The organism is Streptomyces sp. NPDC032745, assembly GCF_055579465.1.
This window is the reverse complement of sequence record NZ_JBVING010000007.1, coordinates 446,634-461,028: the sequence shown is the minus strand read 5'-3', so window position 1 is coordinate 461,028 and position 14,395 is coordinate 446,634. Positions and strand designations below refer to the sequence as shown.

General features: G+C 69.6%; 14 protein-coding genes. 8 read left to right on the top strand and 6 right to left on the bottom strand.

Annotation, left to right across the window (positions count from 1 at the left end):
- Positions 1 to 1,217: DUF5915 domain-containing protein (locus tag ACZ5WG_RS21175; RefSeq protein ID WP_468725043.1), on the top strand; the 1,217-nt coding region annotated here is incomplete at its 5' end.
- A gap of 65 nt (positions 1,218 to 1,282) precedes the next feature.
- Here ACZ5WG_RS21175 and ACZ5WG_RS21170 read toward each other — a convergent pair.
- From ACZ5WG_RS21170 to ACZ5WG_RS21150, 5 genes are all read right to left on the bottom strand, one after another.
- A complete protein-coding gene (locus ACZ5WG_RS21170) occupies positions 1,283 to 1,915 on the bottom strand; it encodes a 4'-phosphopantetheinyl transferase (RefSeq protein WP_468725041.1) in 633 nt (210 codons plus the stop codon).
- The gene (locus ACZ5WG_RS21165; RefSeq protein ID WP_468725040.1) at positions 1,915 to 2,628 is read right to left on the bottom strand and encodes a thioesterase II family protein; all 714 of its coding nucleotides are present in this window, start codon (positions 2,626 to 2,628) and stop codon (positions 1,915 to 1,917) included. Before ACZ5WG_RS21165 ends, ACZ5WG_RS21170 begins: the two co-directional genes overlap by 1 nt.
- Before the next feature lie 72 nt (positions 2,629 to 2,700).
- Entirely contained in the window at positions 2,701 to 3,654 is a 954-nt protein-coding gene (locus ACZ5WG_RS21160) for a chlorinating enzyme (protein ID WP_468725039.1), read from the bottom strand.
- 5 nt (positions 3,655 to 3,659) lie between these two features.
- Positions 3,660 to 3,929 (bottom strand): phosphopantetheine-binding protein, encoded by a 270-nt coding sequence (locus ACZ5WG_RS21155; RefSeq protein ID WP_468725038.1) that lies wholly within the window; start codon positions 3,927 to 3,929, stop codon positions 3,660 to 3,662.
- Complete coding sequence (locus tag ACZ5WG_RS21150) at positions 3,922 to 5,499, bottom strand: amino acid adenylation domain-containing protein (protein ID WP_468725037.1); 1,578 nt, start codon at positions 5,497 to 5,499, stop codon at positions 3,922 to 3,924. Before ACZ5WG_RS21150 ends, ACZ5WG_RS21155 begins: the two co-directional genes overlap by 8 nt.
- Positions 5,500 to 5,715: 216 nt before the next feature.
- Between ACZ5WG_RS21150 and ACZ5WG_RS21145 the strand changes: the two genes are divergently transcribed.
- The gene (locus ACZ5WG_RS21145) at positions 5,716 to 7,173 is read left to right on the top strand and encodes a cation:proton antiporter (protein ID WP_468725071.1); all 1,458 of its coding nucleotides are present in this window, start codon (positions 5,716 to 5,718) and stop codon (positions 7,171 to 7,173) included.
- A 37-nt stretch (positions 7,174 to 7,210) separates the two neighbouring features.
- Here the strand turns inward: ACZ5WG_RS21145 and ACZ5WG_RS21140 are convergent, their stop codons facing one another.
- A complete protein-coding gene (locus tag ACZ5WG_RS21140) occupies positions 7,211 to 8,044 on the bottom strand; it encodes an AraC family transcriptional regulator (protein ID WP_468725036.1) in 834 nt (277 codons plus the stop codon).
- Between the two features lie 67 nt (positions 8,045 to 8,111).
- Between ACZ5WG_RS21140 and ACZ5WG_RS21135 the strand changes: the two genes are divergently transcribed.
- From ACZ5WG_RS21135 to ACZ5WG_RS21110, 6 genes are all read left to right on the top strand, one after another.
- Positions 8,112 to 9,110: a DMT family transporter gene (locus ACZ5WG_RS21135; protein ID WP_468725035.1), complete on the top strand. Its 999-nt coding sequence runs from the start codon at positions 8,112 to 8,114 to the stop codon at positions 9,108 to 9,110.
- A gap of 189 nt (positions 9,111 to 9,299) precedes the next feature.
- Positions 9,300 to 9,890: a type 2 periplasmic-binding domain-containing protein gene (locus ACZ5WG_RS21130; RefSeq protein ID WP_468725033.1), complete on the top strand. Its 591-nt coding sequence runs from the start codon at positions 9,300 to 9,302 to the stop codon at positions 9,888 to 9,890.
- A complete protein-coding gene (locus ACZ5WG_RS21125) occupies positions 9,887 to 11,155 on the top strand; it encodes a DUF6421 family protein (protein ID WP_468725032.1) in 1,269 nt (422 codons plus the stop codon). Before ACZ5WG_RS21130 ends, ACZ5WG_RS21125 begins: the two co-directional genes overlap by 4 nt.
- Before the next feature lie 9 nt (positions 11,156 to 11,164).
- The gene (locus ACZ5WG_RS21120; protein WP_468725030.1) at positions 11,165 to 12,136 is read left to right on the top strand and encodes a DMT family transporter; all 972 of its coding nucleotides are present in this window, start codon (positions 11,165 to 11,167) and stop codon (positions 12,134 to 12,136) included.
- On the top strand, positions 12,133 to 13,416 hold the full coding sequence (locus tag ACZ5WG_RS21115; RefSeq protein WP_468725028.1) for an ATP-grasp domain-containing protein: 1,284 nt from the start codon (positions 12,133 to 12,135) through the stop codon (positions 13,414 to 13,416). Before ACZ5WG_RS21120 ends, ACZ5WG_RS21115 begins: the two co-directional genes overlap by 4 nt.
- Positions 13,413 to 14,309, top strand: a complete 897-nt coding sequence (locus ACZ5WG_RS21110) for a branched-chain amino acid aminotransferase (protein ID WP_468725027.1) — start codon at positions 13,413 to 13,415, stop codon at positions 14,307 to 14,309. Before ACZ5WG_RS21115 ends, ACZ5WG_RS21110 begins: the two co-directional genes overlap by 4 nt.
- Positions 14,310 to 14,395 lie beyond the last annotated feature (86 nt).

Here is a 14,395-nt window from a genome sequence, read left to right as displayed (position 1 = left end):
CCATCCAGGAAGTCGTCCGCAAGACGCTCCTCACCTACTGGAACACCGTCGCCTTCCAGGCCCTGTACGCCCGCACCTCCGCCTGGGCGCCCACCGCGGCCGACCCGGCCCCGGCGCAGCGCACCGTCCTGGACCGCTGGCTGCTCTCCGAACTCCACACCCTGGTCGCCGAGGTCACCGACGCGATGGAGTCCTACGACACCCAGCGCGCCGGGAAGCTGCTGTCCGCGTTCGTCGACGACCTCTCCAACTGGTACGTCCGCCGCTCACGCCGCCGCTTCTGGCAGGGCGACAAGGCCGCACTGCGCACCCTGCACGAGGTCCTCGAGACGGTCACCCGCCTGCTCGCCCCCCTCACCCCGTTCATCACCGAGCGGGTCTGGCAGGACATGATCGTCCCGGTCACCCCCGACGCCCCCGAATCGGTACACCTGTCCACCTGGCCGGTCGCGGACACCACCCGGATGGACCCGGCCCTGTCCCAGCAGATGCAGCTCGTACGCCGCCTGGTCGAGCTGGGCCGCGCCACGCGCGCCGAGTCCGGCGTCAAGACCCGCCAGCCGCTGTCGCGGGCGCTGGTCGGCGCGGCGGGCTTCGACGCGCTGTCGCCCGAGCTCCGGTCCCAGATCACCGAGGAGCTGAACGTCTCCTCCCTGGCCTCCCTCTCCGAGGTCGGCGGCTCACTGGTGGACACCACCGCCAAGGCGAACTTCCGGGCCCTGGGCAAGCGCTTCGGCAAGGGCGTCCAGGACGTCGCCAAGGCCGTCGCCGCCGCCGACGCCGCAGCACTCTCCCTGGCCCTGCGCTCCGGCTCCGCGGCCGTCTCGCTGAACGGCGAGGAGATCTCCCTCACCCCGGAGGAGGTCATCATCACCGAGACCCCCCGCGAGGGCTGGTCGGTGGCCTCCGACTCCGGCGCCACCGTCGCCCTGGACCTGGAGATCACCCCCGAACTGCGGCTGGCCGGCCTGGCCCGTGACGCGATCCGCCTCATCCAGGAAGCCCGCAAGAACTCCGGCCTGGACGTCGCGGACCGCATCGCCCTGCGCTGGTCCTCGTCGGACCCGGAAGTCGTCACCGCCCTGACGGACCACGCGTCGCTGATCACGGACGAGGTCCTGGCCACCGACTACGCGACCGGGGAGGCCGACGGCACGTACGGCGACCCGTTCACGGACGAGTCCCTGTCCCTGACGTTCCGCCTCCGCAAGGCGTAACACCGGAACCGGCGGAAACGGGCCGGGCCCGGGTTCCCGAAGGAACCCGGGCCCGGCCCGAACCGTCACTGCCCGCCGTCGCCGTGACAGACGGCGAGCGCCACGTGGATGTGACGCGAGGAGAAGCCCACCAGCCGAACGGGCCCGCCGGCTGGCTTCGGGAGTGCTCCGAACCCGTCCGGGAGCCGTCCCACCGTCCAGCGGCCGTCCACCGCCGACCTGGTCAGGGGCCATTGTTCGGGGCGGAAGGGGAGCCCGGTGCCCGGAGACAGTGCCTTGTACACCGCTTCGCGTGCACTGTGGAGCTCCAGAACCGAGCGGGCGGGCTGCCCGGCGGGTTCCTCGACGTCGATCCCGCAGTGGGTGGCCACATCCGCGGGTACGGCGATCGCCACCGCCCAGTGCGCCGAGTGGGAGATGCTGCCCACGACGCCCGGTGGCCAGACCGGAACTCCGCGAGGAGTCCTGGGGACCGTGTACCCGTCCAGTCCCAGTACGGCCAGCGCGTCTGCAGCCGCGGCGCGGCCGGCGAGGTATTCGCGACGGCGACGCGGTGAGACGCGGAACCCGCGTTCGAGTTCCGGCACGTACGCCGGTGGTCCGGTGCCGGCGATCTCGTGGACGCCCACACCGGACCCCGGCAGCTCCGCCTCCCGTGCCAGAGCCAGCAGCCGGGAGTGCAGCTCGCCTGCCGTCATCAGTGCGACGGGACGAGCCGGCCTGCGATGACCTGCACCAGTGCGTCCACGTTCTGCTCGAGGTAGAAGTGGCCGCCGGGGAAGCGGTGGAACTCGGTGTGTTGTGTCGAGTTCAGCCGCCATTGGTCGAGCTGGGCGCCGCTGAAGATGTCCTCGGTGCCGGAGCACACGACGATGCCGGCCTCCGTGACGGTCCGCCTCTGCTTGGAGAGGAACGACTCGGACACCGCGAAGTCGGCCCGCAGGAGGTCGGCGGTCCGTCGGCGCAGCTGAGGGTGCTCGAGGATCTGCGGGGAGAGGCCCCCGCCGGACTTCTCCGTGATCTCGAAGATCTCCTCATCGGTCGTCAGCAGCGGCGACCCCTGGAAGGGGAGCGAGGCCCCCTGCGGTCCCGCGTTCGCCGAGGCGAACAGGGTCGAGCAGTGGCTGCGTCCCGTCGTCTCCTCCACCCTGGCGGCCAGGGCCAGTCCGACGTAGGCGCCCAGGCTGTGGCCGAAGATCGCGAACTCGCCCCCGACGGACATGACGGCGTCCAACAGCGAGTCGACCGCTTCGTCCGTGGAGGTGGCCGCGGCCTCTCGCCACCTGCGGCCGCGCCCCGGCAGGTCGAGCGGAATCGGCTCGATCTCCGGGGGCAGCGCCTTGACCAGGGGATCGAAGGACCTGGCCGAACCACCCGCATGGTGGAGCAGGATGAGTGGATACGCCGTCATGTTTCTGTGCCTTCCGCGGATACTTCGGTTCCGAGGGGGGCGAGGCGAGGCCCCGCCCCCCTCACGAGCGGGTCAGCCCTGGTGGGGAACGAACTGGAAGCCGCGCTGGCTCTCCTTGGCCCTGCGGTTGTGCCCGAACTCGTCCTCACCGGCCACCAGCACGGTGCCGTAGTTGTCGAGGACGATGCCGCCGCCGTACTCGCTGACCTCGTCGGTGCCGGGGTAGACCTGCACCTGGGTCGGGACGAAGCGCGCCGCGTAGCCCATCCGGTAGTCCTTCTTGGTCCCGGTGTGCGGGAGCGACGCGTGCATCAGCGTCGACCAGAAGATGACGCACTCGCCCGGCTTCATCACGAGGGGGAAGGCCTTGGACTCGTCCGGCTTCCAGTCGGGGTCCTTCTGGAGCTGCCGGTAGTCGTAGCCGAAGAAGCCGCGCTTGATGCCGTCCTTCTCCGACTCGTTGAACGCCTCGGCGTTGTAGTCCATGCCCTTCGACTCGTCGTAGTTCATGTACGTGTGGGTGCCGGGCATCAGCTGCAGGCAGCCGTTCTCCTTGGTGGAGTGCGTGAAGGCGGTCCACACGGTGATGGTTCCGCCGAACGCCGGCTCCCCGTCCTGCGAGGGCCAGACGATCTGAGGGGTACCGCTGGCGTGCGCGAAGTTCGCCGCCTGGTGCCAGTCGGTGCCCTCGTCACCCTGGAACTTCGGGAAGAACTCACTGCGCCAGCAGAGTACGTTCGGGCCCAGGATGGACGCGACGCGGTCGACGATCTCCTGCTTCAGGATGTGCTCGGACAGCAGATCGATGTCCAGGTGGCGGTCGTAGTTGGAGATGCTGCTCGCCTTGCCGGCACCCTCGGGGTAGATCGCGTGGGAGCGGTCACGCAGCTCTCGCTGAATGGTCTTCCAACGCTCCTCCATCTCCTCCACCTCGTAGATCTTGATGGGGCCGAGGAAGCCGTCCCGCTCGAACTGCGCGAGCTCGGCCTCGGTCAGGGAGAAGGACGTCTGGTCGGGCGTGGTCATCGTGGTCATCCGATCTTTGCGGAGGCTTCGGCGGTACGTACTACGGAGGCGGCCACCTCGGCGAGGCTGCTCTCGAAGAGGATCTGCATGTCGGCTTCGACGTGGAAGCGCTCCTTGATGCGATCGTTCAGCTCAAGGGCGAGAGCGGAGTGCCCGCCGAGGTCGAGGAAGTTGTCCTCCGGGCCCGTCGGCTCCTCGAGCAGCTCGGTGGACCATTCCAGGATCAGCCGGACGGCCTCGTCGAGGGCCGTCCCACCGTTCGTCGTCTCACTCATCTGTCACATCCATTTCATTCCAGGACTGGGCGACAGCAGCCCGGTCCACTTTCCCGTTGACGGTGCTGGGCAGCTTTGTCAGGCGCAGGTATCGAGCGGGGTGCATGTACGACGGCAGAAGCCCCTTGACGTGCTTGCGGAGTTCGGCCGTCGTCAGGGGGGCCGTTTCGTCCCGCGGCACGTACGCGCAGACCAGACGCTCGTCGCCGGCCTTGAACCGCCGTACCTGGACGACTGCGTCGAGTACGTTCTCCTGGCGGCGTACGGCGGCTTCGATGTCGCTCAGTTCGATGCGGTAGCCGCGGAGCTTGACCTGAAGGTCCGCGCGGCCCTCGTAGAGGAGGTTCCCGTCGGGGAGCCGGCTCACCAGGTCCCCGGAACGGTAGTACCGCGTCGCCTCGCCGGTGTCCGGGTCCGCGGCCAAGGGGTACTTCGCGCTGGTGAGGTCCGGGCGGTTGAGGTACCCCTCCGTCACCTGGGGGCCGGCCAGCCACAGTTCGCCCGTGGTGTTGTCGGGAACGTCGTTGCCCTCGTCGTCGACCACGCGCATCTTGAAGCCGGGCAACGCGGTGCCGATCACCGACGCGTCCGTGACCAGGTCGTCCTCGCCGACTTCGTGGAAGGTGGTGAAGACGGTGGTCTCCGTGATCCCGTAACCGTTCACCAGGCGGGGGCTGCTCAGTCCGTAGCGCTTGGCCCACGGAACCAGCGTGGCCGGGGCCAGTTTCTCCCCACCGAATATGACGTACCGCAGATCAGGAAGGTCCCGGCCGGAACGCAGGGACACGTCGGCGAGCGTCGCGAACGCAGTGGGCGTCTGGTTGAGGACGGTGATGCCCTCATCGGCTATCACACCCAGGTACTTCTCCGGGGACCGCGCCGCCCAGTGCGGCAGGACGACCAGCTCGGCACCCGTGCTGAACGCTCCCCAGATCTCCCAGACCGAGAAGTCGAAGGCGATTGAGTGGAAGAGCAGCCACCGGTCTTGTGCGTTGAATTCGAAGACGGCCGGCGCGGCCTCGAACAGGGCCACCGCGTGACCGTGAAGCACCGGCACGCCCTTGGGCTTTCCGGTGGTGCCGGACGTGTAGATGACGTAAGCGGTGTCCTGCGCCCCCGGCCCGCGACCTGCCGGCCGTTGCACGGGATGCCGGACCAGCTCCGCGATCTGCTCCGTCGTGACGACCGCGGAGATCGTGCCTTCGGGGACGCCGTCCCCGGGGTCGCCCACGAGTACGGTCGCACCGCTGTCGGCGAGGATGAAGCTCTTTCTGGCCGGAGGGTGCCGGACGTCCAGCGGAACGTATGCGGCTCCGGCCTTCAGGATGCCGAGCATCGAGGCGACCGCCTCGGCTCCTGGGGTCATCCGGAGGGCGACGCGGTCGCCGTGGCGGACGCCGTTCTCCTGGAGCAGCCACCCGATGGTGTCCGACCACTCGTCTAACTGGCGGTAAGAGAAACGCTGCTCCTCAGAAGACAGGGCAGTACGTTCCGGGTCGATAGCGATCGACCTGCGAAATAAGTCTATGAGACCGTCAACGGCTGGACCAAATAATTCCACGCCTGACATAAGGATACCCCTATCGTTCCGCTGCAGGTGCCTTCCAACATGCGAGATGGATTGATGTCCAGCACCTGTCACGAATCGGGACATTGGCATAGTTGATCAACTCCTGACAAGGGGGTTGTGATCTATGCCACGGGTGGTGGACGCGGTGTGGGCGGGTGAGGTTGGCTCACGTCGGATCATCCGCAAAACCGCAGTTCAAGAAGGGGGTTGGCCAAAATGCATCGGCCGTCACCTGCTCAGGACGGTACGCGTTGGAAGACGCGGACCGCTCTCCTCACTACCATCCTCTTACCCCTCGGCCTGGTTGTGGCGGTGGCGGCATGGGTTAGGAACAAGCCATTCCGGGGTGGAATTGAATCCTCCGGCGCACCCCTGCTGGACACCGCAGGACACTTCTTTCTGGGCGTTGCGGTGGTTCTCTCCGTGTCTCACATGATGGGATGGCTGGCGAGTAAATTAGGCCAGCCACGCGTCACGGGCGAGATAGCCGCCGGCATTCTTCTCGGCCCGTCTTTCCTTCTGAAGCTGGCGCCTGATGTGGCCGGCTGGGTGTTTTCCCCCGCCATCCTCCCGCTGTTCAACGGGCTCGCTCAGCTCGGCCTCGTGCTGTTCATGTTCGGAGTGGGGCAAGAGCTCGCGTCCATGCAGCTCCGTGGCGCGGCACGCCGGGCAGTGATGATCAGCCAGGCGTCGCTTCTCGTCCCCTTCGCGGTCGGCGCGCTGGCGGCGCTGCCCCTCATGGACCAGTACATGGCAGACGGCGTACGCCCCCTGGCCTTCGTCCTGTTCATCGGCTGCGCGCTCAGCATCACGGCGTTCCCGGTCCTCGCGCGCATCCTCCACGATCTCCGGCTGTCGCGGACCCGGCCCGGCCAGCTCAGCCTGTTCGCCGCAGCCGTGGGTGACGGCGGCAGCTGGCTGGCCCTGTCGGTGATCCTGGCCCTGGCGCACGGAACCGCTCCGACGGCGGTGCTCGGCAGCGCGCTCGCGGCGTTGGCCGTCGCCGCCGTGTTCCTGGGCCCGCTGCGGCGGCTCATGGCCAAATGGCCCGACCGCGGCAGCGCACCGGGGAACGCGCCGACCATCACCTTGGTCCTCGTGGTGTTCATCGGCCTCTCCGCCACGCTCACCGCCTCGCTGGGCATTCACCAGCTCATCGGAGCCCTGCTGGTCGGGCTCGTCTGGCCGCGCCACCACAAGCGGGCCATGGCCGCGGCCGCCCCGCTGGCCGCCACGGCCAAGACCGTCCTGCTCCCGTTCTTCTTCCTGGGGTTCGGCCTCACCGTCGACCTGAGCTCCCTCCACCTCGACGGCAGCGCCGGTGTCGCCCTGCTCTCCCTACTGGCCGCCGCCACGGCCGGAAAGGTCTTCGGACCGAGCCTGTGCGCGTGGCTCACCGGGCTGCCCCGGGGAGAGGCGCTCACCCTGGGTGTCCTGCTCAACGCGCGTGGCCTGACGGAACTGGTCGTGCTCCAGATCGGTTATGAAGCACACATCATCAACGAGAAGATGCTCGGCCTGCTGACCATCGTGGCGCTGGTGACCACCCTCATGACCACACCCATGCTGCGATTCACCGGTATCCGGCCCGATCCCGGGCTTCCCCCGCTTCCCGTGAAGGACACCGCCCCGGCGCCGGCCGCATCCGCGGAGACCGTCACCGCCGGCTCCTGACGCCACGGCACGCCCCGTCATGCCACGCCACGCCACGTCAGAGCACAGCGCGTTGGAAGGTTCCCGGTGTGACACCGTACGTGCGCTTGAACCAGCGATTGAAATGCGCCTGGTCGGAGAACCCGGCGGACGCCGCCGCATCGGCCGGCGGCACGCCGTCCGTCAGCAGGCCGCGCGCCCGGCGGAGCCTCAGCATGCGCTGGTAGTCGCTGGGGGGCATCCCGTACTCCTGACGGAAGGCGCGGTACAGGGCGAAGCGACTGCAGCCCGCCGCCCTGGCCAGGTCGTCCGCCGAGATCGGCTCGAGAAACGCCTCGCTCAGCAGGGCGCGCGCCCGGCGGGCGGCCTGACGCTGCGCCTGATCCGTCAGCGTCCTGCGACGGGGAGCCTGGGTCGCACCGCGTTCCGCCATCGCCAGGACGGCCGCCGTCAGCAGTTCCTCCCTCGTCAGGGGGCTTGCGCGGCCGACCAGGGCGGCGTGCAGGCGTGCCAGGGCCCCCGTGAGTACGGGATCGGTCAACACCGGCTTCATGAAGAGGGGCATCCCGTCGGTGCGCCCGTCGGAGGCGTCGGCGAGTATCTCGGAGACGACCGACGGACCGATGTGCACGATGCGGTACCGGTACCCCAACTCCACCGCGGCGCGGCCGTCGTGGACCTCGTCGGGGTTGAACGCCATCACCATGCCGGCGCCACTCGTGTGGTCCGCCCCGCGACAGCGGAAGCTCTGCGCACCGGCGTCCGTCACGCCGAAGGAATACGCGTCGTGACTGTGCAGGGAGTAGACATGGTCGAAGAAGTGTGCCTGCATGGCTTCCAGTTGGCGACTGCCGTCCCGCCAGTACTCGACCCAGCCGTTCTCCGTTCCCATACGCCCATTGTGACCTGCGCACGAGCGTTCAAGTCAGCTGGGGCGGCCCCCTGGCAGAGTCCGGGACGTGGAGACAAAGAAGAGCTTCAATAGCCCGTATCTGCAACTGTTGGTGACCATGGTGCTCTGGGGGAGTGCCTTCTCGAGCTCCAAAGCGGTCGTGGAGCACGTGCCGCACTCCGTGGGCGCCCTGCTGCGCTTCGGCGGCGGTGCCATCGCCCTCCTGCTGGCCATGTGGATGTTCGCCGACCGCAAGACGCCCGTCCCGGGCCGCGCCAAGTGGCGCGCGGCGGGTGCGGGCGTGGTGGGCGTCTTCGCCTACAACGGCTTCTTCTTCTGGGGCCTTTCGCTGGCGCCGTCCCTGGACGCCGGCATCCTCATTCCCGTCATGAGCCCGGTGCTGACCAGCGCGTTCCTGCTCGTGACCGGCAAGGAGCGGGCGGCGTGGGCGCGTGTGACCGGCCTTGCCCTGGGGCTCACCGGAGCGGTGATCTTCTTCGTGGGCGCCGGAGGCGGCACCCACGGCGGTTCGTCCCGGCTCTGGGGCGACGTCCTGTTCCTCGTCAGCGCCGTGTGCTGGGCGGGATACACCCTGGTGGGGTCGCGTGTCCTGGCCGGCGTCGAACCGCTGCGCGCCACGACGTACGCGACGTGCGCGGGCGCCGTGCTGCTGGCCGTGTTCGCCGCCCCCGACCTCGCGGAGGTCCAGTGGAGCGAACTCCCGTCCGGCGTCTGGCTGAACACCGTGTACCTGGCCGTCGGCGCGGCGGCCGTCGCCAACCTGCTCTACTACCGCGGCGTGGGCGCCGTCGGGCCCGCGAACGCCTCGCTGATGATGTTCACCGTGCCCGTCGTGAACACCCTGTGCGCCACGCTCCTCCTCGGCGAGTCCTTCGGCTGGCTGCAGGGCACGGGCGCACTGGTCCTCCTCACCGGCGCCGCACTCGCCGTCACCCAGGGGAAGCTGCCCGGGCGCAGGACCGCCGTGGCCGAGCCGCCGGCCCCCGCCGCCGAGCCGGCCGGTCACGCGAGCGAGCAGCCGAGCCCCATGACCACGGGACGCTGACCCTCCCTTCCGATGCGGGCGTGAGTACACGGCACCCTGCTCGGAAAGTCCGAAATTCCCACCCTTTGAGATTTTTGTGTGCGTGAGGCGCACAACAATTGCTTTGTGCGCGACAGCTCCTGGATGTTTGATCACTCAGACGAGTGATCCAGTCCCGGGTGATCGCCCGGGACGCTTCCGGGAGGAAACTTGAGTACAGCCACCGAGCCCCGTCACCACACGGGCATCGGCACGGACGGCATCCGCTACGTCCACACACTCGGCCCGCAGGGGACGAACCTCGAAGCCGCCGCCCATGAATGGCTGCGCCGCCGGGGGATCGCGGGGGAGGTCGAACTCCACGCGTCACTCGAGGAAGCCCTCGAAGCGGTGCCCGACGACGGGGAGCACGCGCTCGCGGCCTGCGCCGTCTATCCGGCGTTACACACCCTGACCTTCGGGAACCTGCACCGGCTGCACATGGTCGACAGCTTCATCATGCCGACGCACAACATGGTCCTGGCCAGTATGGGAGCGGAGGCTCCGCTGACCGTCTCCACGCATCCCGCCCCGGTGGGACTGGTCTCTCCGCAGGCCGAGGCCCGGCTGGTGCTCAGCAATTCCCAGGCCGCCATCGACTGCGCCGACGGCCTGAGCGAGGGATGCATCACCACGATCGTCGCAGCCGAGCGGCACGGGATGCGCGTCCTGCGGGACTTCGGCCCGGTGCCCATGGTCTTCACCATCCACCAGGTGCTCGCAGCGGCCGGTCGGCCGGACACCGCGGGAGCGGTGCTGTGACGACCAGTGCCCCGATCAGTGCCGCCTCGCGCGCCGAGGCGAAGGACCTCACCGGATCCCTCATCCCCAAGGTCAACCGGTTCCGCCTCCGCCAGGCCGACGACGGTACGGTGACGGCCCCTCAGGCGGCCGACCGCGAACTGCTCGCCGAGATCCGGGACGAGGCCACCTCCTGGTACGGCCGCAACAGACGGGCCCGTCAGGCCGATGCCCTGGTGGCGGACGTGGACGGCTGGATCGCCGCGGGCCTGGACACGGCGCCCGACTTCGCCCGCTCCCGGGACGCGCTCGAGCCGCCCGCGGACGGTGAGCACGTGTTCTTCCTGGCTCCCGCGCAGACCACCAACAGCGTGCCGCCCGTGGGCAAGCGGCTCGACTGCTTCTTCGCACTGCGCAAGGAACCCGACGCGCTGCCGCAGCTGGCCACCTCCTTCCCGCATCCCAAGAACAACTGCCAGTCCCTGGTGCTCATCGCCGGCAGCCACGGGTTCGCCCACGGCAACTGCATCGTGTTCTTCCCCGAGAACGTGGCCGCGCCCGACAAGGTCGAAGACCAGCCGTACGCGATGTTCTTCTACAACAAGATGCGGAAGATCCACGAGACCTACGCCCTGCCGGGCGCCGAGGCGGTCCTCACCGCCGAGTCCGTACCGCGGGCCTCGTCCGGCCTCGCCCCGGAAGTCTGCTTCGAGGCCCGTGCGATCTGGGGATATCTGCACGACTCCATGCACTACCAGGGCCGCTGGCCGTTCGACCAGCACATCACTTTGAAGATGAACTGGTTCGTCGGGCTCCTGGAGGAGACCAAGGTCGACGCCAAGACCGTCCTCGCCTGCGCGGACGGCGGGGTCCCCTTCGCGCAGGAACAGATCGCCATGATCCTTCTGGAGCGCGTCTTCCGTTACCCGCAGGCCGACGACGCGACGCGCAACTTCGATTCGGGCACCGGCGTCTTCCTCTACTCCTGGCTGCGCGCCCACGACGCGCTGACCGGGTCACCCGAGTCCGGCGGCCTGCTCCACCTGGACTGGGACAAGACCCTCCACGCCCTGCGCGAGTACGTCGCCACCGTCGAGCGGCTCGAGGACCACGTACGCACCGACGACGAGTACCGGGCCGCAGCCAGGGAACTCGTCCGCGCCTACCTGCCCGCGGGTGAGGCGAAGCAGCGGTTCCGCTTCACCGAGGACCAGAGCGTCCTGCTGCGGGCCAAGCGGACGCTCGCCGGGCTGCCTCCGCTGCGGTTCGCGGACGCGGAGTGGTGAGCCTGCGTCATGAGCCGTGAGCGTCACGGGCGGGGCAGCCTCGGCACCCCGGCCCTGTCCTGCCTGATGGTGCTGCTGCTGGCGACGGGATGGGTGGTCTCCGGCAAGCTGGTCAGCGACACCCCGCCGCTCGCGGTGGCGGCCGGCCGCACCGCGGCCAGCTTCGTGGTCATCAGCGTGATCTCCGCGCTGCGGCCGCGGACGTGGACGGCGATCCGGGTCACCCGCGGCCGCCGCGGGGCCGTCGTGCTGCTCGCTTTCCTGGGCTTCTTCGCCTACTACACGGGCACCCTGCTGGGCATCGACCGGATGGGTGCCTCCCGGGTGGGCCTCGTGGTGTCCCTGCTCCCCTGCATCACCTTCGTGATCGGCGTCGTCGCCTTCCGGGAACAGGCAGGCACCCGCCGGGTCCTGGGAACCCTGCTCGCCGTCGCGGCGGCCCTCGGCTACGCGCTGGAGGACGGCCCGGCGCGTGCCGACGCCGGAACCGGAGTGCTCGTCGCCGGGGTCCTCTTCGCCCTGGCGGGCACGTTCGCGTACGCCCTGTACGGCTACGTCTACCGCAAGCACATGTCCGACGTCCCGCCGCTGGCCGCCCTTCCGGCGGTCACGGGCGAGGGCACGGTCATGCTCGGGGTGGCCGCGGCCGTATGCGTGCCGCTGGGCGACATCAGCGCCGCACAGTGGGCCGGAGTCGCCGTGCTCGGCGCGGTACTGACAGCGCCCGTCTTCGTCATCTCCCATGAACTGATCCTGCGCAAGGGCCCCCTGTTCACCTCCTCCGTCGCACTGGTGGTGCCGTTCCTGGTGCGCCTGGGGGAGTGGGCATGGGGTGAGGCGGACGCTCCCGGACCCGCCTCACTGCTCTTCCTCGCACTCTGCTCGGCGGGCGTGTGGATGACCGTCGCCCCGGTCCGCCCGCCGGCCACGGAGGAAGACCAGCCCCTGAGCCCGCCCCAGACCGAAAGAAGCACATCGTGACAGAGCCACACCCCCCACGCCCCACCGTCGTCCTCGTCTACCAGCGCACGTCGCTGCCCTGGATCTTCGCGGCCGCGCAGCGGGCCGGCATCGACATCGTCCTGGTCCCGCGCCCCGATGAGTCGGTGTCCCCGGACCGTCTGCCGCCCGCCGTGGTGGAGCTGCTCCCCCTGGACGTGGAGGGGGATCCGGCCAAGGCCCTGAGCGTCCTGAGGCAACGCCATGAGAGCGCCCCGTTCGACGGCATCACGACGCTCTACGACCCCGCGGTGCCGTTCGTCGCCGACGTGGCCGAGGCCCTCGGCCTGCCGGGTCTGGGCCGCGAGACGGCCCGGGCCGTGCAGGACAAGCGGATCATGCGCCGCCGGCTGGCCGAAGCGGGCCTGAACGTACCCGGCTTCGTCGCCGTGGACGACCCGGGCGCGTGGACCGAGGCCACCCGCCTCACGTTCCCGGTGGTGGTCAAGCCGGCCAACGGCTTCTCCAGCCTCGGCGTGACCAAGGCCGACAGCCCGCAGCAACTCGCCGCCGTGGTCGACGAGGTGTGGCAGGTCTGCCGGAACAACCTGAACCACGTCGCGGGTCTCGTCGTCGAGGAGTACCTGGACGGCCCGGAATTCGCCGTGGAGTCCCTCGCACACCGCGGCGAGGTCCAGGTGCTGTCCATCGGCTACAAGGGCGAGCCGGCCGGCCCGCACTTCGAAGAGGGCGTCTACCGGGCGCCGGCCTCGCTCCCGCCCCATGTCCAGGAGGCCGTGGTGCGCGAGGTCGTCGCCGCCCACGCCGCCCTCGGGGTGACCGACGGCCCGACCCACACCGAACTGCGGCTGCGCGGCGGCGAGAAGCCCTACCTGCTGGAACTCGGCGCCCGCATCGGCGGCTCCGGCGTCTCCCACTACATCGCCGAACACGTCGCGGGAGCCGATCTGGCCGCGGACGCCCTGCGCGTCGCCGCCGGGCTCGGCCCCGCCCCGCTGCCCGGCCCGCCGGCGCAGCCGGCACGAGCCATCGGTGCGGCCGCCAACTACATCGTGCCCTGCGGAGGCTCCGGACGGATCACCGCCATCCACGGCCTGGACGAACTGGCCGAGGACCCCCGGGTGGACCACATCGTCCAGATGCTGCATCCGGGTGACGTCGTACGGCCCTACCCCGAGTTCACCGGCTATCCGGCGTTCGTCCTGTCCCACCACCCTTCCTCCGAGGACGCCGAGGCGTTCCACCGCACCATCGAGCAGATCGTCCGCATCACATACGCACCGGTGGAGGGCGCGCGGTGACCACTCCGGCCCTCGACGACCGTGACGGGCACATCTGGCTGGACGGCCGGCTCGTTCCCTGGCGGGACGCCCGCCTGCACGTGCTCACCCATGGTCTGCACTACGGCGGCGGCGTCTTCGAAGGAGAACGCGTCTACGACGGTCACGTCTTCAAACTGACCGAGCACTCGCAGCGGCTGCACGACTCGGCGCGCGAACTGGGCTTCGCCATCCCCTTCTCCGTCGCCGAGCTGGACGAGGCGACGCTCGAACTCGTGGCCGGACAGGGCATCGGCGACGGCTACGTCCGGCCGGTGGCATGGCGCGGCAGCGAACAGATCAGCGTGGCCGGTGCGGGCACCTCCGTCCATGTCGCCATCGCCGCGTGGGAATGGCCGCACGTCTTCTCGGCCGACGCGAAGAACAGCGGCATCCGGCTGGGGACCTCGCGCTGGCGGCGCCCGGCGCCGGACACCGCGCCCGTCCGGGCCAAAGCCGCTTCCCTGTACAACATCTGCACCCTGGCACGGGACGCCGCCGACGCCGCCGGCTTCGACGACGCGCTGCTCCTGGACTACCGAGGCCTCGTCGCGGAGGCCACGGGGGCCAACATCTTCTTCGTGGCGGGGGACGAGCTGCACACCCCCGTCGCGGACTGCTTCCTCGCGGGCATCACCCGGGCGACCGTTCTCGATCTGGCGCGGGAGCTCGGAATCCGCGTGGTCGAACGCCATGTCCGCCCGGAGGAGCTCGGCGGGTTCGACGAGTGCTTCCTCACGGGCACCGCCTACGAGGTGCAGCCCGTCCGCTCGATCGACTCGCACGAGTACGAGGTGGGCAGCACGACGACCGCCTTGAAGGAGGCGTACACCGAGCTGGTCCGTTCGGCGAACCGGGCCGCCGCTCTCCGTTGAGCGGTGGCCGGGGCCGCCGGGGCGTCAGGCGCCGCGTTCGCGCAGCGCGCGTACGACCGCACCTGACGCCGCGGCGCCCCGGCGCC

Excerpts from the sequence above, each read along its gene's own strand:
- ACZ5WG_RS21165 (WP_468725040.1), bottom strand. The coding sequence starts at position 2,628 with ATGACGGCGTATCCACTCATCCTGCTCCACCATGCGGGTGGTTCGGCC.
- ACZ5WG_RS21170 (WP_468725041.1), bottom strand. The coding sequence starts at position 1,915 with ATGACGGCAGGCGAGCTGCACTCCCGGCTGCTGGCTCTGGCACGGGAG.
- ACZ5WG_RS21160 (WP_468725039.1), bottom strand. The coding sequence starts at position 3,654 with ATGACCACGCCCGACCAGACGTCCTTCTCCCTGACCGAGGCCGAGCTC.
- ACZ5WG_RS21120 (WP_468725030.1), top strand. The coding sequence starts at position 11,165 with ATGAGCCGTGAGCGTCACGGGCGGGGCAGCCTCGGCACCCCGGCCCTG.
- ACZ5WG_RS21140 (WP_468725036.1), bottom strand. The coding sequence starts at position 8,044 with ATGGGAACGGAGAACGGCTGGGTCGAGTACTGGCGGGACGGCAGTCGC.
- ACZ5WG_RS21155 (WP_468725038.1), bottom strand. The coding sequence starts at position 3,929 with ATGAGTGAGACGACGAACGGTGGGACGGCCCTCGACGAGGCCGTCCGG.
- ACZ5WG_RS21145 (WP_468725071.1), top strand. The coding sequence starts at position 5,716 with ATGCATCGGCCGTCACCTGCTCAGGACGGTACGCGTTGGAAGACGCGG.
- ACZ5WG_RS21150 (WP_468725037.1), bottom strand. The coding sequence starts at position 5,499 with ATGTCAGGCGTGGAATTATTTGGTCCAGCCGTTGACGGTCTCATAGAC.